We start from the raw sequence: 23976 nt of genomic DNA, 5'->3' as shown, positions 1-23976 counted from the left end.
ACTGACTGTCAGCGGGCGCGCCCCTTGCGGTCTTCCTGCGCCCCTCAGGGACACACACGCAACCGGGTGGGAAATGCGAAAAAATTAACTGTGCAGAAGAACGATATCGCCGGGCAGACGGGTAGCGCTGATCGACAGGGCCTGGATCATCTGCTCCAGAACGCGATCGGGTCGTTCCAATGGGAAGACCCCGCTGATCCGCCGTCGCTCGACCGCTTCGTCGAGGATTGCGATATGGCCTGACCGATGCCGATTGAGCGCGGCGACGACCCGTGCCAACTCATCGTCCCTGAAAACGAAAAAGCCGCGCGTCCAGGCAGCGATGCGGTCGGCTTCGACCTCGTAGGGCCCGGTCACGCCGTCCTGCATGACTCTCAGGGCCGTTCCAGCGGAAAGATCGATTTGCGCCGGTGCCGCCATGATCGCAGAGCCTTCGATACAGGCGATCTCGATCACATCGTCGAAGATATCCAGGGAGATCGATCCGGTTGCGGCCCGAACGACACTGGGACCGGCGAGGATCTCGAAAGTCGATTGATTGGCCGAAGACGCGGGCAAGGTGAAAAGGGCCGCTCCGCGATGCAACGTCACGCCAGCCGCGTTCACGTCGAGCGCGCTATCGCCGTCGAGCCTGATTTCGACACCGTCGTCGAGCTGGAGCGTCGCGAGTTCGCCCCGCCCCGTCCTATGGTCCGAAAGCAGAGCGACGCCGTCGGGCAAGAGCCCGAGCACTCCACCGGCATAGACCACGGCAGCCGCGCCGGACAGACAGCCGGCTCCGACCAGGACGCCCCGGCGCGTCAAGGGGCGCGTCAAGGGGCGCGTCAAGGCGGGGCTGCGCCGTCGCTTCGCTGCGTCGACGTCTTCCGCAATGGCCCGATGCGCAGTCTGCCAGAGCCTCAGTTCCTCACGATAGGCGTGCTCGTGCGCTGCACTTTGCCGGCGCCAACCGGCGAGAGAGCGCCTCTCATCCAGGCCCAGCTCTCCGAGACGCTCGCGCAAGACGATCGATCTGACGTCCTCTCTCAACCTGGCGATCAGCGCATTGTCTCGGGGGCTTGTCACCTAGTGTTCCTTCGAACCACTGGTCATATCCATGGTCGGCTCGCTCCTCAACTCATGTCACTTTGCCCGAAACGAGATTTCAGCGCAGTGGTCGACGGCGCGTCTGATTTCCATTTCCACGGTCCGCTTCGACAAACCGTAGCGTGCGGCGATCTGAGTGGCGCTTTCGCCTTCGAAGGCCGCAGCAGCGAACATGTCACGCCGGCGCTTCGGTAGCTGTGCGATCGCCGACTTCATGGCGTCGATCTCGCTTCTCGCGATCACCTCCGCCTCCGGCGTTGGTGCCGCGTCCGCTATGCTCTCGCTCAGAGGAACAGCATCTTTCTCGCAAAGGACGACCGACCGGCGGGCGAAGTCGATGGCGAGATTGCGGGCGATCCGCCAAAGGAACAGGTGCGGCGCGCTTCCTGCTCGGCTCGGATAGCGCGAGAGTCGAATCCAAGCTTCCTGCGCCAGATCTTCACCGGAGGCTGCGCAACCGCTCCGTGCACTCAAAAATCTCTTCAGGCGCGGTAGTTCTGCAGTGAAGGTCTCCAACAACGCCTGATTCGCGTCTTTCATCGCAGCGCATCGCTCCACAAACATCGACTGAGGTTCGGATGGCTTGCGACGCGCTAGGGTCGCTGGCGACTCCTAATTGCCTTCCTTTCTGGCGAACCGAGCCTGCAATGTCTAGAGCGCAACCGTCTGGCGAACGCTTATCGTCACAGAAGGACGATCTCGCCGAGGTGCCTAAGGCTTCGTTGGCGATGTCGATTACGATCTGCAGCGAGGCCTGCCAGGCGGCTTCGCAGGTCGTCTTCATCCCGATGAGAAGCTTCGATCTCTTGGAAGCACAGAACGGCGCGGGGAAATGGCTCGATGACACGCTTGTGGCCGGCGGCGCCTCTGCTTACTCTGGAAGCCTGCCAGAATGGGGAGGTTTGTCATGGCCGAGTCGCGCCACGTCCAGGTTTTGATCGTCGGGTCCGGTGCCGCGGGTCTGACCGCCGCGATCTATACGGCCCGCGCCAACCTGAAGCCCGTGGTGCTCGCCGGCCTGCAGCCGGGCGGCCAGATGACCATCACCACCGACGTCGAGAACTATCCCGGTTTCGCGGACGTGATCCAGGGGCCCTGGCTGATGGAACAGATGTCCAAGCAGGCCGAACACGTCGGCGCGGAGCTGCTCTACGACCTGGCGACCGAGGTCGATCTCGACCGCCGCCCCTTCGTCGTGCGCTGCGACAGCGGCGCGACGCTGACCGCCGACGCCCTGATCGTCGCGACCGGTGCCTCGGCGCGCTGGCTCGGCCTGGAGAGCGAGCAGACCTTCAACGGGCGCGGCGTTTCGGCCTGCGCGACTTGCGACGGCTTCTTCTATCGCGATAAGGAGGTCTGCGTGGTCGGCGGCGGCAACACCGCCGTGGAGGAGGCGCTTTATCTCGCCAACATCGCCAGCAAGGTCACCCTGATCCACCGACGCGACAGCCTGCGCGCCGAAAAGATCATGCAGGATCGTCTCTTCAAGCACCCCAAGGTGACCGTCGTCTGGGATCATGTGGTCGACGAGGTGCTAGGCGACGAGATGGGCGTGACAGGCGTCCGGGCGAAGAACGTCAAGACCGGCACGACCCAAGACATCGCCTGCCACGGCTTCTTCGTCGCCATCGGCCACGACCCGGCCACGACCTTCGTCAAGGGCAAGCTGCCGATGGATGAGGAGGGCTACATCCTGGCCGAGTCCGGCTCCACCAGGACGGAGATTCCCGGCGTCTTCGCCGCCGGCGACTGCGTGGACAAGGTGTTTCGACAGGCGGTCACCGCCGCCGGCATGGGCTGCATGGCGGCGTTGGAGGCGGAGAAGTACTTGGCCGCCCTGGAAGACCAGGCGGTGGCCGCCGAATAGCGGGCGGCCTCTCCGGTTGACAGCAAGGGCCGGCGGCTGCGCGGCGAACGAGAGCGGCCGGCGGACGAGAGGGGAAGAGAGACGAGCTCCGGCTTCCCAAGCTGGGCTTTCCCTTCTTTGAAATTCTATAGTTATGGGGCGCCGTTGGAGTCGAAGGCTCGAGTCTGGCGCTAACTTCAGCGGGGGCGGGGTCCTTTCATGGACTGGGACAAGCTGCGCATTTTTCACGCCGTTGCGGAAGCGGGCAGCTTCACGCATGCGGGCGAGGTGCTGAACCTGAGCCAGTCGGCGGTCAGCCGACAGATTTCGGCGCTCGAAGAGTCGCTGAAGGTGCCGCTGTTCCACCGCCATGCGCGCGGCCTGATCCTGACCGAACAGGGCGAACTGCTCTATCACACCGCGCACGAGGTCTTCGGCAAGCTGGCCATGACCGAGGCCCTGCTGACCGAGAGCAAGGACCGGCCGCGCGGCCCACTCAAGGTCACGACGACCGTGGCCTTCGGTTCGACCTGGCTCGCCCCCAGGGTGCGCGAGTTCATGGAACTCTACCCGGAAATCGAGCTGCATATGATCCTGGACGACCGGGAACTCGATCTCTCGATGCGTCAGGCGGACGTGGCGATCCGGCTGTCGCCGCCGCGTCAGGCGGACCTGATTCAGCGCCACCTGTTGACCGTGCATATGCACGCCTTCGCCTCGGCGACCTATCTGAAGAAGCACGGCCTGCCGAAGGTGCCGAGCGACCTCGACGACCACCGGATCATCGTCTACGGCGAGGACACCCGCCCGCCGGTGCCGGACGTGAACTGGCTGCTGCGCATCGGCATGCCCTCCAATTCCATGCGCCGGGCGGCCCTGACCCTCAACAACGTCTACGCCATCATGCAGGCGGTCTCCTCCGGGGCCGGTCTGGGCGCCCTGCCGGAGTTCATGGTGCAGGAGGGCAGCGATCTGGTGCACGTCCTGCCGGAGTCCGAGGGGCCGCGGATCGACGCCTACTTCGTCTATCCCGAGGAACTGCGCGGCACCCGGCGGATCGAGGTCTTCCGCGACTTCCTGCTGCGTCAGGTCGCCCTCTCGCGCTTCTGACGCTTTTTCTCATGAAAAAAGGAGGCCGGGCGACGATGCGCCCGGCCCCCTCGTGCCGTTTCGAAACCGCAGGAGTTACGCGGCTTCGTTTTCCAGGACCTTGGTGTCCCGACCGGTGCCGACGGCCTGAATCGCGATGCTGCGCGGCTTGGCCGACTCCGGCACCTCCCGTAGCAGCTCGACGTGCAGCAGACCGTTCTCCAGCCGGGCGCCGGACACGCGGATGTGATCGGCGAGCTGGAAGCTGCGCTGGAAGGCGCGCGTGGCGATGCCGCGGTGCAGGAAGCGGACGCGCTCCCCCTCGGCCTCGCCGCGATCCTTCTTGCCCTCGATCGTCAGCTGATTCTCGTGCAGCGTGACGTTCAGGTCGTCATCGCCGAAGCCGGCCACCGCCATGGTGATCCGATAGGCGTCGTCGCCGGTCTTCTCGATGTTGTAGGGGGGATAGTTCAGCGCGCTCTCGTCGACACGGCTGGCCGTATCGAGCAGGTTCATCATGCGGTCGAACCCGACGGTGGCACGCAAAAGCGGGGAAAAATCGGTACTACGCATAGATCATATCCTCCTAAAAGCGATATGCGTTCACTCGGCCCTCCGATCCTCGGCAGGGCCCATGTATGAGACCGGGGTGAAGCTCCGAACCCGCCAGGCGGCCTTCGGTTTGCCCCAATCTGCACGTCAGGTAATCAAGCGCTAACTTCACTTCAAGACTATGGGGGGCGGTCGAACGGCCATCGCCGCCTTGCGGGACCTTCCCCGCGATCTGTCGAAGCGGCCGCAAGCTGTCAGTGTTTCGGGATTATGTCGCAAGCCACGTCTCACGCCACCGATACCCAGATCACCTTCCTCAACGGCACCTACGCCGAGGCCCTGGCGCTGACCCAGGAAGCGCGGGACTACGTGGCCTTGGAGGAGCGCGCGGAGCGCAAGGGGCTGAAACCGGCGGATCAGCTGGTGGCGGCCTGCGAATCCATGCGGATCACGACGCGCCTGACCCAGGTGATGGCCTGGTTGCTGGTGCAGCGCGCCGTGCAGGCGGGCGAGATGACGCGCGAGGATGCTCGCCGTCCGGAGCACCGTCTGGGCGCGCAGGAGATCTGTGAAACCTCGGACCTGTCGGCGCCCGCCGACCTGCCACCACGCATGGTGAGTCTGCTCAGCCGCAGCCACGCGCTTTACGAGCGCGTGTCGCGGCTGGATGCGATGTTGGACGTTCGGACTGGGCTGGACGTCTGAACCAGGCTGGGCGGCTCTCCGCCCCCTTGGCGTCTCGCAGTCGCGTGTTTTCCGAGCTACTTCTTCAGCCCGAGCCCGGCAAAGCGCTTGTTGAACTTCGCAACCTGACCGCCGCTCTCGTTCAGGCGCTGGACGCCGGTCCAGGCCGGGTGCGTCTTGATGTCGATGTCCAGACGCAGGCTCTGCCCCGGCTGCCCGTAGGTGGAGCGCATCGGCAGCTCCGTACCGTCGGTCATCACCACGGTGATGTCGTGATATTCGGGATGGATGTCTTTCTTCATCGTCCGGGGCTTTCTGAACGCGGGCCAGTCGCAGGGGCTTCGGGCCACGGCGACCTGACCAGGGCTGTTGGAAGGCCGGGGATATAGCGAAACCGGCCGTCCACCGCAACCCCGCGTGCCTTCGGACTCCGCGCGCGAAGTCCCGAAAGTGCCGGGGATGGTCTTGGAGCGCATCCGACCGAACTGCGGCGCCCCGGCTTGTCATGACGTCGCAGTTCGGGGCGCGGGTCTCGTCGGCAGCCTCGACGTTGCTTCGACATGCCAGGAAATCTGCCGTCAACCCTTTGAAACCAGTCGACTGGCGCGTTAGTTCGAGCGCGAATGCGTCGTCGTTTCGGCGACTCTGCCAGCGCCGGAGGTTCGCTTGCGGGGGCCCTACGGCTCGTGCGATAGCTGATCCGGGCCATTTCCCCCGTATGGCCGGTGTTTTTCAGGAGCGCGAAGTCCCAGTTCATGTTTGGTCTCGTATATGCCTGACCCCCAGTTCTTGCCTGGTCTTGCGAATGTCTGAAGCCGGTCCCTCTGCCTCTCGTGGCTCCGCACCCGCCGCGCCTGTGCCCGCGACGACGGCTGCCTTGCGCCAGAGCGACCGCCCGAAGAGCCGGGATCTTCGCGTGCTCGGCACGCTCTGGGCCTTCATCCGTCCTTACGGTTGGCAGGTTGCCGCCGCCGCCCTGGCGCTGATCGTCGCCGCCGGCACCGTGCTGGCCTTGGGCAAGGGTCTGCGGATGCTGGTCGACGAAGGTTTCGCTTCGGGCAACGCGGCCTTGCTCGACAAGGCGGTCCTGGTGCTGCTGGCAGTGGTCGTCCTGCTGGCCGGCGCGACCTATGCGCGCTTCTATCTGGTGTCGTGGATCGGCGAGCGGGTCGTGGCCGATGTCCGGCGCGCTGTCTTCGACCGGGTGATCGCTCTGTCGCCCGCCTATTTCGAGATCAACCGCACGGGCGAGATCCTGTCGCGTCTGACCACCGACACCACGATCCTTCAGGTGGTGGTTGGCAGTTCGGTCTCGGTGGCACTGCGCAACGTCCTGCTGTTCGCCGGCGGTCTCGTCCTGCTGATGGTCACCTCGCCGAAGCTAACCGGTCTGGTTCTTCTCGTGGTGCCTCTGGTCTTGCTACCGATCATCTTCTTCGGCCGCCGTGTGCGTCGGCTCTCGCGGGACAGTCAGGACCGCATCGCCGATGTCGGCGCCTACGTGGACGAGTCGCTCAATGCGATCCGCACGGTGCAGGCCTTTACCCATGAGGCGCTGGACAGTCAGCGCTTCGGTCAACGCGTCGAGAGCGCCTTCTCCACCGCCGTCCGGCGGATCGCCGCCCGCTCGGCGCTGACCGGTGCGGTTATCGTTCTGGTCTTCGGGTCGATCTCTGCGATTCTCTGGGTCGGCGGTCACGATGTGCTGAGCGGCCGGATCAGCGCCGGCGAACTCTCGGCCTTCGTCTTCTACGCGGTGGTGGTGGCGGGCGCCGTCGGCTCGATCAGCGAGGTGATCGGCGATCTGCAGCGCGCGGCCGGCGCCACCGAACGGCTGCTCGACCTGCTGGCCACCGACAGCGAGATTCCGGTTCCGGACAGTCCCGCGCCGCTGGCTCGGCCGGTCAAGGGCGACATCGTCTTCGACCGGGTGAATTTCCGCTACCCGGCCCGGCCCGAGTGGGCGGCCCTGGAGGACTTCTCGCTGCAGGTCGCTCCTGGTGAGAAGGTCGCGCTGGTCGGCCCCTCCGGCGCCGGCAAGACCACGGTGATGCAGCTTCTGCTGCGTTTCTACGATCCGGCCGGCGGGAGTGTCCGCTTCGACGGGGTCGATCTGCGCAGCCTCGATCCGCAGCAGCTTCGTGGCGCCATCGGATTGGTGCCGCAGGAACCGGTGATCTTCGCGGCGGACGCCTGGGAAAACATTCGCTACGGCCGGCCGGAGGCGAGCGACGAGGAGGTCCTGGAGGCGGCTCGTGCGGCGCACTGCCTGGAGTTTCTCGAGCGTCTGCCCGGCGGCCTGGACAGTTTTTTGGGGGAAAAGGGCGTACGCCTGTCCGGCGGCCAGCGCCAGCGCCTGGCCATCGCCCGAGCCATCCTGCGCGACCCGGCCCTGCTACTGCTCGACGAGGCGACCTCCTCCCTGGATGCCGAAAGCGAGAAGGCGGTGCAGGACGCGCTCGACCGGCTGATGGTGGGGCGTACCTCCATCGTCATCGCCCACCGTTTGGCGACCGTTCTGATGGCCGACCGCATCGTCGTGCTCGACCGCGGCCGCATCGTGCAGACTGGCAGCCATGCGGAGCTGTTGCAGGAGCCTGACGGCCTCTACGCCCGTCTCGCCGCTCTGCAGTTCGATCAGGCCGAAGCCCTGGCCCGCCCTCGCTATGGCGAGGTGGCCGCTAAGTAGCGTCGGTCGCTGTAGAGCAGGTGGACCGCTCAGCCGTAAGCGCCGAAGCAGTGGGAGATGCCGACCGTCAGGTCCTGGGCGATCTCGAAGGCCGAGAGCATCGGGTCGATCAGCTGCCGATTCATCTCGGCATAGTCGATGGCCTCGGCCCCGCGATAGCTCGCGGGCTCGTCGAGCCGATAGTCTGCTGCGATTGGCTGGCCGGCCGGGAAGATCCGGCGGAGCAGTTGCGTGGTCTCCAGGACCCGTAGGCGGGTCGTCAGGCCGACCACGTCCTCTTGCGAGACGTCGTGCCGTGTCGAGAACTTCGGCAAGCGTGCGGCCAGCAGGAAGACGTGTTGAATCAGCGCCAGACGCAGGACCTGCAGCAGAGCGGGGTCGGCGTCCTGTCCGCCGTCGCCGCCGATTTCCACGCCGATCTCCACGCCGATCTCGGCCAGCAGGTCTTCCAGGTGGATCGCATCCTCGCGCAGGGCGGAGATCAGCCGCAGCATGGCATGAAAGCGCGGGTCGTCGCGCAGCTGTTCGCCCAGCAGCAGGCACCCTTCCTTCAGCCCGCTCTCGCGTTCGCGTCGCGGTCGCGCGACCCAGTAGGCACCGTCGAACAGGCCGGCGTAGGCCGCCAGCGTGTCCAGGCTCGACAAGGCCCGCGCGCGGCGGACCAGGTCGACGATCACCTTCAGCCGATCCGAGCGCGCGTAGAGCCGCGCGAAGGTCTCCCGGTCGTGCCGTAGGGCCGAGCCGAGGCCGGCCACCAGGTTGATGGTGTAGCCGAGCTGCTGCAGCAGTGCGTTGTGGGGGATCGCGCGCAGGGCGGCGGCGGCGATCCGGCTGTCGCCGCGTCCGTCGAACTGCCGGCTGGTCTTGCGCGATCCGGTGGCGACCAGAAGGTTGGTGCCGAAGGCGGTCAGCAGCGTGCTGTGGTCGGCATCGGCGAAGAGCCGCGTCTGAAAGCCGCGCAGGCGCTCGTGGAGGTCGCGGTTGAAGAGGTAGGCCTCGTAGAAGGGATCCTCCTGGGCCGGCCCACTGTCGGCCAAGCGGGCCTCCAGGATGCCGGCCAGGGCGGCCCGCGCCAGTCCGGCGCGGCCGAAGAAGACGTAGCCGTCCCCGCCCTGGAAGCTCGTCTCGTGCAGCAGGCGGATGCCGCGCGCCCGGTAACGCTGCCGAACCCAGGGCGACAGCACGTAGTTCTGGCGGTCGCGGAAACTGGCCGGATGGGCGCCCCGACCCATCGACTCGCCGTGGGTGTCGAAGATCAAGACCTCGATCTCGCCCAGGTCGCCGGTCGTACGGGCGGCCTCGACAACGCCGGCCAACTGGCCCTGCAGCCGCTCGACCGCCAGCGCGGCGGGGATCTGACCGGTGAAGCGGCCGGCGTCGGAGAAGCCGGTCTGGACCGCCAGACGGCCCCGCGCGTTGACGTAGCGGCGATAGCTCTGCGTCTTCAGCAGGCTCTCGATCAGGGCCGCACCGTGCTCCAGCGCCGGTTCCGTCTCGAACAGGGGGGAGATGTCGACCCGGTCCTCGACGCCGAACAGGCGGGCGAAGTAGAGCGCTGCCAGCGGCGTGAAGGGATGTTCGCATTCGGCGATCAGCAAGCGGATCGGCTTGTCGCCGTCGATGTGCTTCAGGATCTGGGCGATGGCGATGAACTGTCGGATCGCGGTGGCGCTCTCCAGCGCCAGAGAGGCGAAGTTCACTGTCTCGCGCGGCAGCTCCTCTACCGCGCGGTCCAGTTGATCCAGCAGCACCCGGCTTTCCATCTCCGTCGACGGCGCCAGTCCCAGGGGCTTGCGGATGGCGTTGTGGACCTGGGCCGCGTTGATGCGCAGATGGATCAGGCCGGCGCCCAGGCCGTGCAGCTGAACCTCGGCCTGCAGCAGGGCGAGGTCCGCTGCGGTTTTGCTCTCCCGGGCCGCCTGCAGCGCTCTGTCCAGGCTTGCCAGCAGCGGTGCGGCGGAATTGCCCAGCCCGCCGTCGCGCCGCCGCGTCAGGCTGTTGGCCGCTGTCGTCAGGGCGGCCGGGCCGTCCAGGTCCCTGGCGAAGGCGGCAATCTGCTGGGTGACGGACTGCAGTTCCTGGCGCAGCAGCTCGGCGGCAGCCTCCGCCGCCGCTTCGGCCTCGGCGAGGGTCGGAGTCAGGGCGGCCTCTTCCCGCGCCAGACTTGCCAGGATCGCGTCCAGGCGGCGGGCGTAACGCGCGAGCTGCCAGTACTTCTCCTGCAGGCGAAAGCGGATACTGTCGACCCAGGTGATGTCGTTGCGTCCGTCCAGGTCGTAACCGACCCAGGTGGCCAGACTGACCGGCGCAGGCCGTAGCTCGGTCCAGCGGTCGGGATACACCTCTTGGGCGATCGCGAGGATGGCCCGGATCAGGACCGCGACTGCGTCCTGCGCCTGGGCCAGCGCCGAAAGTGCCTGCTCATGCTCGCTGGCCAGCGTGATGGGTTTGTCCGGTCGGTGGGGCAGGTTGCGCAGACTGCGCTCGGTCTCGGCGCGCGGCTTCCGGTCCTCGACCAGATCGGTCAGCAGCTCGCGCAGGGCCTGCGACAGGGCGAAGGTCGGATGCGCGGTGAAGACGATCCCGTCTTCCGGCCGGCTCCAGAGTGCGGCGAAGCCCTCGAAGGGAACGACCGTCCCTTCGTCTGTCACAGCTGTGCCGCGCACCAGGGCCTGCAGCCGGATTGCGCCGGCCGCGCCGTCACCTTCCGCGTCATACCCCTCCGCTTCGCCGCCTGGGCCGCCCTGCAGTTGCAGGTATCGGCGCAGGCGCGCTGCGCGTTCGATCAGGGCCGCGTCGCTCAGGGTTTTGGCGGCGCCGGCGATGTCGCGCAGGCCGATCTCGCCGCGCTCCAAGGCGACGGACAGCTCGAAGGCTAACTGTTGTACGGGATTGAACAGAGGTTCCTGCTGACTGCGGATCCGGTAGGCGGTGAGCCGTTCGCGCCAGCCGCTCAACAGGTCGGGGGCGTCTTCCGCGTCGTCCCGGCTGTCGTCGGTGAGGGCCTGGGGCGACCTTAGGGGGGCTTGGGGCGAACTCACAGGCTAGAAACTACCGTCCAGGCGCAGGAAGTCGTAGCGGTCGATCGAGCGCAACTCGGCGTCGCGCCGCATATCCGCCCGCAGTACCGTCAGAGGCACCTCGACGCCGGCGTCGCCGAGCGCCCAGATCTTCCGGTAGAAGTCGGCCTGATCGGAGACGGTCTCGCGGTCGACCGCGACCACCACGTCCAGCGGTTCGATCCCGGCGCGGTCGGCCGGACCGTCGGGCGTGACGCGCTGCACCAGAAGCCGGTCGCCGACCTCAACCGTATGCAGCCCGAGCCAGGGTCGGGGCGCGGTGTTGGCGCGGCCGAAGGTCAGAAGGTCGTTGTAGATCGGTCGCAGGGTTTGGATCGGCACGAACATGTTTCCCGGTAGCACTCGACCGCCAAGGCTCCCGTTGCCGCCCAGGGCATCGCCGACCTGCAGCGAACCGATGCCGAGCAGTTCGCCTTCGCGGCTGACCAGGGCCGCGCCGCCGTAGCCTGGGGCCGGAGGCGTTGTGAAAATCGCGTCGGCCAGAAGGTACTCCCAATAGCCGGTGAAGTCTCTTCGGGAGACGACGACGGCGGGCGCCACCCGTTGCTGGCGGCCGGTCGAGGCGACCACCAGGACCTCGCTGCGCTCTTCCGCCTCCGTCAGGGAATCGCCCAGCGGCATGGCGGGCAGGCCGAGGGGCCGGTCGGCGCGTAGCAGGCCGAAGCCGCTGTCGTAGTCATAGGCCGTGACTTCCGCGCCCACGACGCGGTCGTCCGGTAGCAGCAGCTCCACCGATCCGGCCTCCATGACCAAGTAGCCGATGGTGAGAACCAGCCCTTGCTCCGCATCGATCACGACCCCCGAGCCCTGGCGCTCGGTGCCCAGGCTTCCGGCCGTCCGGGCATCGGCCGGGATCAGCGCACGTAAGCCGATGACGGCGTCCAGCGGGTTCGCGGCGCTTTGGTCGGGAGCGGATGTCTCACCGGGGGGAAGCGTTCGGTCGGGTGGAGACCCCTGGGCCAGCGCGGCGCGGGCGCTCAGCGACACAACGGCGATCAGCAAGAGGACTGCGAGCGGGGCAAGGCGATAGGCTGCCATGGCTTGGGCCTCCGAAAGTCGATCCGACCTCCCCCGGGCGACGTTTTTCGTCTTACAGGCTAGGCTAGCACGGCAGGGCCCTCGGACAAGTCGCGCGAGGCCTTCGGGCCAAGATTCTTTCCCGATGCTTTCGCGCTCCGCCTGCTTCGCCCTCTAAACATTATGATTAGAGTAGGATTCACGCCTGAGGTGGGATCGCTAGAGCGATCCCACCTCAGGCGATCCTGCTCTAGTCTTCCAACAGATATCCGCCGCGGTGCGGCAGGGGTGTGCGCCCGACGATCTTGGCCAGGGCCATGCCGGGGGTCACGTAGCGATGGCTGCGGATCGACAGGATCAGCCCGTCGGTCGTGGCCGTGACGGGGCTGCGCGCACTTTTGGGATCGCTGGCGGCAGGGTCGACGATCTCGCAGATCGGATCGCCGATCTTGACCCGGTCTCCGGGCGCGACTTGATAGACCGCAACGCCCGCGCTGGGCGCCTTGACGCTGTCGGTCGCGGTCAGCTCCGTCGCCTCGCAGTGCAGCTTCGGCAGGGGGCCCGGCTGGCCGGCGATGAATCCCCGGCGCTGCAGGGTCCGGAAGATCGCCAGGGCGTCGGCCTCGGCCTGGACGTCGCTGACGTCCATCCAGCCACGCAGCTCGACCGTCGCGGCCTCGCAGGCAGGCGGGATGGGGGAGCCGGCAAATCGCTCCGCAAGCCTCAGCCACGGGGTGGAGAAGGCCTCGTCGAACGAACTGCCTCCGGAGTCCTCGGCCAGCAGCACCGCCTGCACCCCAAGCTCCGCCGCCAGATCCTGGGCCTGCGGCCAGTGCTGCGGGATCAGGAAGAGATGCGGCAGTGCCAGGTCGTCGCAATGCAGGTCCAGAACGAGATCCGCGTCGCAGGCCTCGCGCGCCAGAATCACCCGCAGCGCCTGAAGCGCGCGCTGCGGCGCGATTTCGTCGAGCGCGCTCTTGAAGGCCGCACGGATCGCGCTGACGTTGCTGGCGGCATCGTCGCCCAGGTGATCGGCCAACCGGCTTTCTGCCAGGGCCGCCAGATCCGGCCAGTTGCGGTTGAAGTTGCCGCCGGCGAGCGCGAACTCGAAACGTCCCATCTGGGTATGGTCGAAGAACTGGGCGAGGCCGATGGGGTTGGCGTAGGGCACCAGCACGATCTGTTCCGTAACCTCGCCGGCGGCCTCGGCGGCCTGCAACAGTCCCAGCAGATGGTGGGCGACCAGCAGGCCGGGCGTCTCGTCGGCATGAAGCGATGCCTGGATGTAGGCCTTGCGTCCCGTGGGCGACTCGGGGATCACCGACTCGGGCCCGAAACGATGAATCAGCAGGTGCTGTGCCGTGCCGGCGGCCGCTGCCGGCAAGGAACGGATATCGGTGCGTCGCGCCATGGGATAAGGGCTCGAATTGGAGGGAAGTGCCACGAGAGTTGCCTTCGCGCGCGTCCCGGTCAAGGCACTGATTTGGGGCGCCTTTCCCGGTGGCCTCGGACAAGACTGTGACCTGTTTGCAACAGAGTGCGGGAGCCATGCAACAGCGGCATGCCTCGCTTGCGGCAATTTGCATAGACGGAAGGCACCCGGATGCACATCTTGAGGGCATAGTTGCTGCGACGCAGCATCCACGAGTTTCCATCACCGTTAGTAGCTTGGCCTCGGTTTCGGCCTTCGGCGGTGGAAGAGAGATCCGGAGAGCCTCCGGATGTTAAGGGCCCGCTTCAGCACCCCCCGTGCGACGGGTCCTACGTCTCCCAGACGTGAAGCCTCCCTGTTCAACTTGCCCCGGTGGTTCACCGCCGGGGCTTTTCTTTGCCGGGTCTCCGGCAGGACTGCGTTGAACAGTCGGCAGCTGCGCCACGTGGCACGGGCGTCTCCAGCTTCTTCAACGAAATCTTCCAAAAGATGGCTTGCGATGCTGAGCTTGGCCCAGCCTTGACCTTCGCGCGCCCTCACCGACCTCGGGGGGCTACTGGGTCGGATTGGCGAATCGCGGGTCGGCCAGAGAGCCGTTCAGCTCGCCTCTCGCGTTTCGCTCCAATGCTCCTCTGCCGCCGCTTCCAGGAGCTGCCGATCTTTAAGGTCGGAAAGCACCTGATCGAGGCTGCGCAAGGGGCGCCGCAGGTAGGGGCTGACGAGCGGCTCTGACCTGGTTTCGCAAGAACCATCCACAGGTTTATCCACAATATGCATGGTCGGGCGTGACTCCAGCCGCAAGATGTTGCGTAAGCGATGACCCGATTCGGCTTAACGAGGAGTTAATCGAAAGGACGTCGGGCCCCGCTTTCTTGGCGGTCGAGAGTGTCTTTTCAGCAATTGGAAGGGGTTAGCCGACTTGGACATTTTTGGGTGTTGCGTGACGCTTTTGGGCCGGCCGTCGTCCCGGACGGTTCAGCGATCGTTTTCGCTTTGTCCGGCGGCCTGATTGAGCGCCTTGACCACCGCCTCGAAGGGCAGCAGCACGGACCCGTGACGCGACTTTACCCCCCGGGCGGGCAGAAGCACCTCCAGGTCGCTCCAGGGCGGGCCGGGCGGGGGACCGCCTTCCTTCAGCATCGCCCGCATCTCCGTCCGCACCCGATGCAGTTCTGCGGTGGAACGGCCGATCACGTGGCGGGCAAGGATCGAGGCCGCGGCCTGGCCCAGGGTACAGGCCCGCACCGTCTGGCCGTAGTCCGCGATCCGGTCGCCCTCGAGCTTCAAATCGACGGTGATGCGGCTGCCGCACAGCGGACTGACCTGCTGTGCCGTCGCATCGGGCGCGTCCAGCCGTTCCTGGCGGGGAACGTCGCGGGCCAGGGCCATGACTTGGTCGTTGTAGAGCTCTTTCAGGGCCTCGTCGGCCATCTCGCCTCTGTTGCTCTCGTTGTTTGACCGATGCTCTCGTCAGCCTGACCGGCGTCGCTCGGTTGATGACGGCCGCTTTCTTGCGGTGGCGGACCGCCGTGGGTATATCACCGGCTCCCCCGGCCGCGCTATCGGTCGGCCGTCTCCGTACTACATGGGTTGGAAAACCATGACCGAACAGGCCTCTAAATCACCGGCTGCGCAGTCCCCGCTCTTCGCCGAACGCGTCTCTGTCGAGCAGGTCGAGGAAGGTCACGAACTGGCGCCCAAGTTCGACGAGCGCGGCCTGATCCCCGTGGTCACCACGGCTTATGCCAGCGGCGAACTGCTGATGCACGGTTACATGAACGCGGAGGCGCTGACCCGCACGGTCGAGAGCGGCGAGGCCTGGTACTACTCTCGCAGCCGCGAAGCACTGTGGCACAAGGGTGCGACCAGCGGTCTGGTCCAGAAGGTGCGCGAGATGCGGATCGACGACGATCAGGACTGCGTCTGGCTGCGGGTCGAGGTCGTCGGCGACGCCAGTTGCCACGTCGGCTACCGCTCCTGTTTCTATCGTTCCCTGCCGGTCGGTGCCGCGCCGGAGCAGGGGCCGGTACAGCTCCGCTTCGAGGAGACGGAGAAGACCTTCGATCCGGTCGAGGTCTACGGCGACGCCCCCAATCCGACCCAGCTTTAGGGGGAGGGGCTAGGCCCGGGCGGGAGCAGGCTCTCCGCGCGCGCCAGCAGGGCTGCCCGGTCGGGCCGAAAATCGCGCTCGATCCACCAGGCCTCCAACGCGCTGAGCAGGTCGCCCATCGGCGGTCCCTTGTCGACGCCCAGTGCGATCAGATCGCGGCCCTTGACTGGAAAGGTCAGGTCCGGCCAGGCCGCCGCTTCGACCAAGGCCGCCGCCAGGCTGTCCGTTCCGCCGCTCCGCGCGGCAGACAGACGCAGCAGGTCGGCCACCGCCGTCTTGCCCAGGCGGTAGCAGGCGACGCGCAGCTCCCGGCCCGTCATGTCGGGCCGCACGCGTAGCGGCGGCTGCGTCAGCAGCTCCAGCCGCGCCGTCTCGGCGTTCGACAGGCGCAGGCGCTCGGCGATGGCATCGGCGCCCTGGCGGTCGGTGTCGACCAGGGCGGCGAGCCGCAGCAGCGCGTCGGCCGGGCCGCTCTCCAGCGTTAGCAGACGGGCGAGCGGTCGGGTGTCCCCCTCTTCCGGCAATTCCTCGGCCAGGATCCGGTAGGCGATCATGATGTCGAGCGTCGGAACCGGATCCGGCGCCTCCAGCAGACGCAGCAACTCGGCCCGTACCCGTTCCTGAGACAATCGAATCAGCTCCGGCGCCGCGGCGGCGGCGGCGGCCAGACCCTCGGGGTCGGGGGCATCCCGGCCGTAGTGCGCGTGGAAGCGGAAGAAGCGGAGCAGACGCAAATAGTCTTCGGCGATCCGCTGCGCCGCCTGGCCGACGAAGCGCACCCGCCCGGCCCGCAGGTCCTCCAGCCCGCCGAAGTAGTCGAAGACCGCGCCCTCGGGTGTGCAGGACAGCGCGTTCATGGTGAAGTCGCGGCGCGCCGCATCGGCCTTCCAGTCGTCGGTGAAGGTCACGGTGGCGTGACGTCCAAAGGTCTCGACGTCTTCGCGCAGGGTGGTGATTTCGAAGGGCTGATGCGCCGCCACGGCGGTGATCGTGCCGTGCGCCAGACCGGTCGGGACGGCTTTCAGACCGGCCGCCTCGATCAGGTCGACAACCCGCTGCGGCCCCGCGGGTGTCGCGATGTCGATATCGCGCACCGGCCGGCCGGCGACGGCGTCGCGCACGCAGCCGCCGACAAAGCGCGCTTCGGCGCCGCCTGCGTCCAGCGCGGCCAGCACCGCGCGGGTCGGCGCGGCGGTCATCCAATCTTGAAGGGGAAGCGTCTCGCGGGGCGGCTCCATGGCGCGGGGAGGGTAGTGCAGGGCGGATCGAAAGGGCAGCCCCCTCGAGTCTTCCTGCGAGTCTTCCGATGAAAACTGCGCGAAGAGGAGTGTTTTGGTCCTTCGATCAAGTCCGGTCCGGGGCCTCGTGCGTCTCGCCTGCGAGGACTCACAGACTCGTAGCGGATCGGCTATATCTGCCCCATGTCCTCTCCCTCCTCCGATTCCGCGTCGCCGCCCGGCGCCGCGCCGCAGCCGGCGTACCTGGCCGGCCTCAACGCGGCGCAGCGCGAGGCCGTCGAGACGCTCGACGGGCCGGTGCTGATGCTGGCCGGCGCCGGCACCGGTAAGACCCGGGCGCTGACCGCCCGGCTGGCGCATCTGTTGCTGACCGGCCGGGCCATGCCGGGGCAGATCCTGGCCGTCACCTTCACCAACAAGGCCGCCCGCGAGATGAAAGAGCGAGTGGCGGCCCTGCTGGGGCGCAGCGTCGAGGGCTGGTGGCTCGGTACCTTTCATTCGCTCGCCGCCCGCTTCCTGCGCCGCCATGCCGAGGTGGCGGGGCTGGAGCCCAACTTCACGATCTTGGATCCCGACGACCAGCTGCGGCTGATGAAGCAGATCCTGGCCGCCGAGGGCATCGACGACAAATCCTGGCCGGCGCGCGCGGTGCTGAGCGCGGTCGAGCGCTGGAAGGACAAGGGCCTGACGCCCGACCGGGTGAGCGCCGGTGAGGCCGCCGCCGTCGCCAACGGGCGCGGCTTGGAGCTCTATGCCGCCTACCAGGCCCGGCTGAAGCAGCTCAATGCCTGCGACTTCGGCGATCTGCTGCTTCACTGCATCGAGATCTTCCGGACCCGGCAGGACATCCTGGACGAGGTCCACCGCCAGTTCCGCTACCTGCTGGTCGACGAGTATCAGGACACCAACGTCGCCCAATACCTCTGGCTGCGCCTGATTGCTCAGGGCCACAAGAACATCTGCTGTGTCGGAGACGACGATCAGTGTCTGGTCGCGGGAACGCCGGTCCGCATGGCGGACGGCTCGCGCCGCCCGATCGAGCGGGTGCGGGAGGGCGATCTCATCCTCTCGGCCCAGGGTGCCGGTGCCACGGCTCCGGCACAGGTGAACCGCACCTACCGGCGTGCCTATAAGGGCACCTTGGTCGCCATCGACCTGGAGGACGGAAGCAGGATCGTCGGTACGCCGGCGCATCGTCACTTCGCCGGCTATCGTCTCGGGCCCTCGCCGCAGCTCTGCTTCACCTATCTGATGTACAAACGCGGCTACGGTTTCCGCCTCGGCACGACCCAAACCTATACCCGCGGTCAAGTCCGGCCGGTGCTTGGTCACGAACTCCGCTGTCGCCAGCAACGCGCGGACGCGCTCTGGATCCTAGAGACGCACGACACCGAGAAGGATGCCCGTTACAGCGAAACTCTGCTGTCGCTCGAAACCGGCATTCCGACCCTGCCCTTCGTCGCGCGGCGGGGCGGGTCAATCAACGGCCTGGTGCATGATCAGGCTTTGCTCGACCGGGTGTTCGCGCAGCGGGCGACCGAAGACGCCGGCGATAGGCTGCTTGAGCGCTATGGTCTGCATCGGGGTTTCCCGCACTATCGACCGCAAAGCCATAGCGGCCGTCGGCGCAACGTGACCGTGACACTCTGTGGCGAGAGACGGGACCGGTCTCCGCTCCACCGGATCTCTATAATTGTCAGCAATCCCGACGATATGTCTCGCCTGCACGCGCTTGGATTGCCCGCGCGACCGACGAAGAAGAACAGTCCCGGTTGGCGCTACGAGACGGCCATGGCGGACCTCGGCGAGGTGATGCGGATCGTCGAGCGGATCAGGGACGCCTTCGACGGGGACGTTGCCCTGGTTCAGTACGGCCGTTTCGGGTCCGGCACCTCCGGCGAGACGCGGACCCGAAGCAGTCTGGCGATGATGCCGGCGGCCTCCGTCCGCGCTGGCATGGTGATGTTCCGTGCGAACGGGAGCCTGGCTTCGGTCCGCTCTGTGGAGACCCTGGAGGGCAAGACGACGCTTCACGATCTGGACGTGGAGCGCACACACAACTTCATCGCCAATGGCATCGTCACGCACAACTCGATCTACGGATGGCGCGGGGCGGAGGTCGGCAACATCCTGCGTTTCGAAAAGGACTTTCCCGGGGCCAAGGTGATCCGGCTGGAGCGGAACTACCGTTCGACCGCCAGGATCCTGGGTGCGGCCTCGGGCCTGATTGAGAAGAACGAGGGGCGGCTCGGCAAGACGCTTTGGACCGAGAGCCCTGGCGGCGAGGAGGGCGAGAGGCTGCGCGTGCGCGGCCTCTGGGACGGCGAGGCCGAGGCGCGTTTCGTCGGCGAGGAGATCGAGGCGCTGCAGCGCGCCGGCGAGCCGCTGGCCGGCATGGCGATCCTGCTGCGCACCACCGCGCAGATGCGCGAGTTCGAGGATCGCTTCAACGCCATCGGCCTGCCGCACCGCATCGTCGGCGGTCCGCGCTTCTACGAACGGCTGGAGGTGCGCGACGCGCTGGCCTACCTGCGCGTGGTGGCGCAGCCGGCCGATGATCTGGCCTTCGAGCGGATCGTCAACAAGCCGAAACGCGGCCTGGGCGACGCGACCTTGAAGCAACTGCGGCAGATCGCACGGGCGCAGGGCCTGCCGCTGTTGGAGACGGCGCGCCGGGTCGTCGCGACGGACGAACTGAAGCCCAAGGCGCGCAAGGCCTTGACCGAGGTGGTCGAGAGCTTCTTGCGCTGGCGTCAGGCAGCGGAGGAGCTGCCGCATACGGAGCTGGCGGAGACCGTGCTGGAGGAGTCCGGCTACACCGACATGTGGCGCCAGGACACGGCGATCGAGGCGCCCGGGCGGCTGGAGAACCTGGTGGCGCTGATCGACGGCATGGCCGATTTCGAGAACCTGCAGGGCTTTCTGGAACATGTCGGCTTGGTCATGGAAAGCCTGCAAGACAGCGGCGGCGATCAGGTCTCGATCATGACCCTGCACGCCGCCAAGGGGCTGGAGTTCGACACGGTTTTCCTGGCGGGTTGGGAGGAGGGGCTGTTCCCCAATCAGCGCGCGCTCGACGAGACAGGCCTGCGCGGACTGGAGGAGGAGCGGCGCCTGGCCTACGTCGGTCTGACGCGGGCACGTCGCCGGCTGTTTGTGACCTTCGCCGCGAACCGTCGCCTGCACGGCTCCTGGGCCGCGGCCATCCCCTCGCGCTTCGTCGATGAGTTGCCGCCCGAGCATGTCGAGGTGGAGTCCGATCAGGGCCTCTACGGGCAGGCGACGGCGGCCTGGGGCGGCGGCTTCGGGCGCTTCGGCGTCGGGGAAGACGACCCCTTCGGACCGCGACGTACATCCCCCGGCATGCACCGGGCCCAGCGTTATGCGGAGAGTTCGAAGCCCTTCATCGAGGGGACGGCGACTGTCGTCCAGTCGCTTTCGCCGGCCGGCGGCTTCGGTGCCGGCGACCGCGTGTTCCACACCAAGTTCGGCTACGGCGCGGTTCTGCGCAGCGAGGGGGAGAAGCTGACCGTGGACTTCGATCACTCCGGTGAGAAGCGTGTCATGGCCGCCTTCGTCGTGCCGGCGGATCAGGCCGGCTGACGCCTATGTCCGATACGATTTGGGAGCTGCGGCTGCAGGTGCCGCAGCAGGCGCAGGCGCTGTTCGAGACGGCTCTGGAAAGCATCGAGGCGGGCGCCCTCTCCGTCGGCGGTGCCGACGCGCGCGGACAGGTCCCACTGATCCTCTATCTCGGCGAGGCGCCGGATCCAACTGCGATCACGGCGCGCCTGTCCGCCGTCGCTGCCGTGGCTGGGGTGGCGGTCCCCGACTTCACCTGCGAAATGATGCCCGAGATCGACTGGGTCGCGGAGAGTCAGGCCGGCCTGCCGGCGGTGCGCAGCGGCCGGATCTGGGTTCACGGCAGTCACGTGACCGAAGCTCCCCCGGCCTCCAGCATTCCCCTGCTGATCGACGCCAACGTCGCCTTCGGCACGGGCCGGCACGAGACCACGCGGCTGTGTCTCGAGGTGCTGCAGGACCTCGCGCGGCGGGGCGGGACGCCGCGTATTCTGGATCTGGGGTGCGGTTCGGGGCTGCTGGCCTTGGCGGCGGCTCGGCTTTGGCCGGCGGCGGCGGTCACGGCAAGCGACCTGGATGCGCCTTCGATCCGCGTCGCCCATGAGAACGCGCGGCTGAACGGCTTCGCCCGGCACCGCCTGCGTTTCGATGTCGGCGCCGGCTATGCCGCAGCGGCGGTCCGCCGGAACGCGCCCTACGACCTGATCGTCGCCAATATCCTGGCGGGACCGTTGATGTCCCTGGCCACGGCGACCTCGGCTGCGCTGGCACCCGGAGGGACGGCGGTTCTGTCGGGACTCTTGATCACGCAGGAGCAGTCGGTCGTCGCGCGCCATCGCGCCGCGGGCCTGCGTCTGCAGGCACGTCGGCGCATGGGCGAGTGGTCGGCCCTGGTCTTTGAAAGGCCAGATAGACCGGGCCGAGCCTGACGGCTTCGGCTTTTCGGGCGTTGAAGTCTAGTGCCCCCGGAGGCCCGGCTTGGTGAGCCGGGTCCTTCTCAGGTCCGGCTTAGTGAGCCGGAACCTGAGCGTTGGCGCAGCGGCGGGCCTGGTCGGCGATCTGGCTGCGATGCAGGCCGATGTCGCGCAGGGTGGCGTCGTCCAGTTGAGCGAGGGCCGCCTGAGTGCGGCGGCAAACCGCCTCGCGCCGCAGGGCGCGCACCAGCGCCGGCAGACGGAGCATCTGGAAGAGCTTGCGGAAGCCGTCGTTCACGGCTTCGGCCTGCAGGCGCTTAGCCTCTGCGACGATCATTTGGGTCGCCAGCGGCGTCCCGAAGGTTTTGGCCTTCAGCACCGCAGTCAGTTCGCGGTCGGTAAGGCGGGCCATGGTCGTAATCCTTTCGCGGTTCGTGTCGTTTCGTTTCGGTTTCTTGCGTTCCGGGGCCGGGTTCGCGACAGCTTCGAAAAGGGCGGTCGGACGGCGGCGGATTTCGCAGGATGAGATAGAGGTAAGGGTGTTAAGGCATTGTGAAATAGTAGTTGTTGCGCTGCAGCGTTGCGTGCTTCGCATGACTGCTTACCCGGAGATTAACGGCGGTTGGAACCGATCCGTGGTACGCGCCGGGTGCGCCGCGCGGCCACGTCTTGGCGCAGGCTCGTCCGGGGGCTGCGATTGCGATTTCCCTCGGCGGGATCCTGCTCTAATTTTGAGAGATGGATGACATCTCCCCCAGACCTCTCTCCCCGAGACCTCTATCGTCACCGGTCGGCACGGCCGAACGCCTTGCCGCGCTGCGCGCCGAACTCGACAGCCGCGGCCTCGACGGCTTTCTGATTCCCCGTGCCGACGAACACCAGGGCGAGTATGTCTCGCCGCGTGCCGAACGACTGCTTTGGTTGACGGGCTTCAGCGGCTCGGCCGGGCTCGCGGTGGTTCTGCGCGACAGCGCCGCGATCTTCGTCGACGGACGCTACACGCTTCAGGCCGAGCAGGAGGTGGACACCGCGCTCTTCACGCCGCGCCACTTGACCGAGGAGCCGGCGGGCCCCTGGATCGCCGAGCGGCTCAAGGGCGGTAAGCTCGGCTACGATCCCTGGCTGCATACGGCCGATCAGGTCGACCGTCTGGCCGGCGCCTTGAAACGGAGCGGCGCCTCCCTGGTTGCCGCCGAGCCGAACCCCTTGGACAGCGTCTGGACGGATCAGCCGGATCCGCCTCTGGCGCCGGTCGTCGTGCATGCGCTGACCTTCGCCGGCGAGCCGTCCGCCGAGAAGCGCTCCAGGATCGCGGGAGACCTGCGCCGCCAAGGTGTCGCGGCCGCCGTCCTCACCATGCCGGACTCCATTGCCTGGCTGCTGAACGTGCGGGGCGGCGACGTGCCTCGAACGCCCCTGCCTCTATCCTTCGCCCTGATCGACGACGAGGGGCAGGTCGATTGGTTCGTCGACGACCGCAAGATCACGGACGAGGTGCCGGCGCACCTGGGCAACGCCGTGCGCGTTCGTCGGCCCGACGAGTTCGCGACGGTCCTGGCGGGTCAGTCGGGCCGCAAGGTCCTCGTCGATCCCGCCGGCGCCGCCCAGTGGGTCTTCGCGCGGCTGGAGGAGGCCGGCGCCGAGGTGCAGCGCGGCGACGACCCCTGCCTGCTGCCCAAGGCTCGCAAGAACCCGACCGAGCTGGCCGGCGCACGGGCGGCGCATCGCCGGGACGGCGTGGCGCTCACGACCTTCCTGGCCTGGTTGACGCAGGCGGCGCCAGCCGGCGGCGTCACGGAGCTGGCCGCCAGCGACCGCCTCTACGACCTGCGTGCGCGCGGCGACCGGTTCCGCGACCTCTCCTTCGACACCATTTCCGGGTCCGGTCCTCAAAGCGCGGTGATCCACTACCGTGTGACGCCGAAGACCGACCGCGAGCTCAAACCCGGCGAGCTCTATCTGGTCGACTCCGGCGCTCAATATCTGGACGGCACCACCGACGTGACACGGACGATCGCCGTCGGCGAAGCGAGTCCGGAGATGCGCCGCCGCTATACCCTTGTCCTGAAGGGCCACATCGCGATCGCGACCGCGCGCTTTCCCGAAGGCACGAGCGGCAGTCAGCTCGACAGCCTGGCGCGCCGGCCGTTGTGGGAGGAGGGACTCGATTTCGACCACGGGACGGGGCACGGAGTCGGCAGCTACCTCTCCGTCCACGAGGGACCGCAACGGATCTCCAAGGTGCCCAACCGCGTGGCGCTCAAGCCCGGCATGATCGTCAGCAACGAGCCCGGCTACTACAAACCCGGCGCTTACGGCATCCGGATCGAGAACCTGGTCGCCGTTCAGCCGGCCGAGTCTCGACCCGGCGACGAGCGAAAGATGCTCGTCTTCGAAACGCTCACGCTAGCGCCGCTCGACCGCAGTCTGATCGAGCTGTCGCTGCTCGACGAGGCGGAGATTCGCTGGGTCGACGACTATCACAAACGCGTGGAGCGCGAGCTTGCGCCGTTGCTGGAGGCGCCGGTTGCCGCCTGGTTGAGGGACGCGGTCGCGCCGCTCGAAAAAGGATAGCAGTTTATATATCCAATTATTCCTTCTATAGTCTTAGCGTTATGGACGAGGCCGCCGGGCCGATCTGGCGTGGCTGTAGGCGG

At 67.2% G+C, this 23976-nt stretch carries 18 protein-coding genes; 8 read left to right on the top strand and 10 right to left on the bottom strand.

What is annotated here, in order from left to right:
* Positions 1-84: 84 nt before the first annotated feature.
* Entirely contained in the window at positions 85-1065 is a 981-nt protein-coding gene (locus ACO054_RS12810) for a FecR family protein (RefSeq protein WP_421706972.1), read from the bottom strand.
* A 57-nt stretch (positions 1066-1122) separates the two neighbouring features.
* Positions 1123-1626 (bottom strand): RNA polymerase sigma factor, encoded by a 504-nt coding sequence (locus tag ACO054_RS12805; RefSeq protein ID WP_421706971.1) that lies wholly within the window; start codon positions 1624-1626, stop codon positions 1123-1125.
* Positions 1627-1993: 367 nt separating this feature from the next.
* On the opposite strand from ACO054_RS12805, the gene trxB reads away from it, so the two are divergent.
* On the top strand, positions 1994-2953 hold the full coding sequence (trxB, locus tag ACO054_RS12800; protein WP_421706970.1) for a thioredoxin-disulfide reductase: 960 nt from the start codon (positions 1994-1996) through the stop codon (positions 2951-2953).
* Positions 2954-3151: 198 nt separating this feature from the next.
* The gene (locus ACO054_RS12795) at positions 3152-4042 is read left to right on the top strand and encodes a LysR family transcriptional regulator (protein WP_421706969.1); all 891 of its coding nucleotides are present in this window, start codon (positions 3152-3154) and stop codon (positions 4040-4042) included.
* 75 nt (positions 4043-4117) lie between these two features.
* On the opposite strand, the gene ACO054_RS12790 is transcribed toward ACO054_RS12795, so the two are convergent.
* The gene (locus ACO054_RS12790) at positions 4118-4594 is read right to left on the bottom strand and encodes an Hsp20 family protein (protein WP_421706968.1); all 477 of its coding nucleotides are present in this window, start codon (positions 4592-4594) and stop codon (positions 4118-4120) included.
* 249 nt (positions 4595-4843) lie between these two features.
* On the opposite strand from ACO054_RS12790, the gene ACO054_RS12785 reads away from it, so the two are divergent.
* Entirely contained in the window at positions 4844-5278 is a 435-nt protein-coding gene (locus tag ACO054_RS12785) for a DUF1465 family protein (protein WP_421706967.1), read from the top strand.
* A 56-nt stretch (positions 5279-5334) separates the two neighbouring features.
* Here the strand turns inward: ACO054_RS12785 and rpmE are convergent, their stop codons facing one another.
* Positions 5335-5559 carry a 50S ribosomal protein L31 gene (rpmE, locus tag ACO054_RS12780; protein WP_421706966.1) on the bottom strand — a complete coding sequence of 75 codons (225 nt, stop codon included), beginning with the start codon at positions 5557-5559 and terminating at the stop codon, positions 5335-5337.
* A 503-nt stretch (positions 5560-6062) separates the two neighbouring features.
* Here rpmE and ACO054_RS12775 point away from each other — a divergent pair.
* Positions 6063-7946: an ABC transporter transmembrane domain-containing protein gene (locus ACO054_RS12775; protein ID WP_421706965.1), complete on the top strand. Its 1884-nt coding sequence runs from the start codon at positions 6063-6065 to the stop codon at positions 7944-7946.
* A 29-nt stretch (positions 7947-7975) separates the two neighbouring features.
* On the opposite strand, the gene ACO054_RS12770 is transcribed toward ACO054_RS12775, so the two are convergent.
* The 4 genes from ACO054_RS12770 to ACO054_RS12755 all read right to left on the bottom strand — a co-directional run bounded on the left by ACO054_RS12770 (position 7976) and on the right by ACO054_RS12755 (position 14906).
* Positions 7976-10987: a phosphoenolpyruvate carboxylase gene (locus ACO054_RS12770; protein ID WP_421706964.1), complete on the bottom strand. Its 3012-nt coding sequence runs from the start codon at positions 10985-10987 to the stop codon at positions 7976-7978.
* Positions 10988-10990: 3 nt separating this feature from the next.
* Positions 10991-12064, bottom strand: coding sequence for a S1C family serine protease (locus ACO054_RS12765; RefSeq protein WP_421706963.1), 1074 nt, complete (start codon positions 12062-12064; stop codon positions 10991-10993).
* Positions 12065-12293: 229 nt separating this feature from the next.
* Positions 12294-13454, bottom strand: coding sequence for a succinylglutamate desuccinylase/aspartoacylase family protein (locus ACO054_RS12760; RefSeq protein ID WP_421706962.1), 1161 nt, complete (start codon positions 13452-13454; stop codon positions 12294-12296).
* A 996-nt stretch (positions 13455-14450) separates the two neighbouring features.
* Complete coding sequence (locus tag ACO054_RS12755) at positions 14451-14906, bottom strand: iron-sulfur cluster assembly scaffold protein (RefSeq protein ID WP_421706961.1); 456 nt, start codon at positions 14904-14906, stop codon at positions 14451-14453.
* Positions 14907-15075: 169 nt separating this feature from the next.
* Here ACO054_RS12755 and hisI point away from each other — a divergent pair, with 169 nt between their 5' ends.
* A complete protein-coding gene (gene hisI, locus ACO054_RS12750; RefSeq protein WP_421706960.1) occupies positions 15076-15585 on the top strand; it encodes a phosphoribosyl-AMP cyclohydrolase in 510 nt (169 codons plus the stop codon).
* Here hisI and ACO054_RS12745 read toward each other — a convergent pair.
* The gene (locus ACO054_RS12745) at positions 15582-16784 is read right to left on the bottom strand and encodes a CCA tRNA nucleotidyltransferase (protein WP_421706959.1); all 1203 of its coding nucleotides are present in this window, start codon (positions 16782-16784) and stop codon (positions 15582-15584) included. The genes hisI and ACO054_RS12745 overlap by 4 nt on opposite strands.
* A gap of 222 nt (positions 16785-17006) precedes the next feature.
* Here ACO054_RS12745 and ACO054_RS12740 point away from each other — a divergent pair, with 222 nt between their 5' ends.
* Together ACO054_RS12740 and ACO054_RS12735 are read left to right on the top strand one after the other, a co-directional pair.
* The gene (locus ACO054_RS12740) at positions 17007-20426 is read left to right on the top strand and encodes a UvrD-helicase domain-containing protein (protein ID WP_421706958.1); all 3420 of its coding nucleotides are present in this window, start codon (positions 17007-17009) and stop codon (positions 20424-20426) included.
* Positions 20427-20431: 5 nt separating this feature from the next.
* On the top strand, positions 20432-21334 hold the full coding sequence (locus tag ACO054_RS12735; protein ID WP_421706957.1) for a 50S ribosomal protein L11 methyltransferase: 903 nt from the start codon (positions 20432-20434) through the stop codon (positions 21332-21334).
* A 79-nt stretch (positions 21335-21413) separates the two neighbouring features.
* Here the strand turns inward: ACO054_RS12735 and ACO054_RS12730 are convergent, their stop codons facing one another.
* A complete protein-coding gene (locus tag ACO054_RS12730; protein ID WP_421706956.1) occupies positions 21414-21731 on the bottom strand; it encodes a DUF1127 domain-containing protein in 318 nt (105 codons plus the stop codon).
* Between the two features lie 326 nt (positions 21732-22057).
* Here ACO054_RS12730 and ACO054_RS12725 point away from each other — a divergent pair, with 326 nt between their 5' ends.
* The gene (locus tag ACO054_RS12725; RefSeq protein ID WP_421706955.1) at positions 22058-23893 is read left to right on the top strand and encodes an aminopeptidase P family protein; all 1836 of its coding nucleotides are present in this window, start codon (positions 22058-22060) and stop codon (positions 23891-23893) included.
* The last annotated feature ends 83 nt before the right edge of the window (positions 23894-23976 follow it).

Source organism: Algihabitans sp., from assembly GCF_965226985.1.
GTDB lineage: Bacteria > Pseudomonadota > Alphaproteobacteria > Kiloniellales > DSM-21159 > Algihabitans.
The sequence above is the reverse complement of the archived record's forward strand: the minus strand, read 5'-3'. Positions and strand labels throughout refer to the sequence as shown.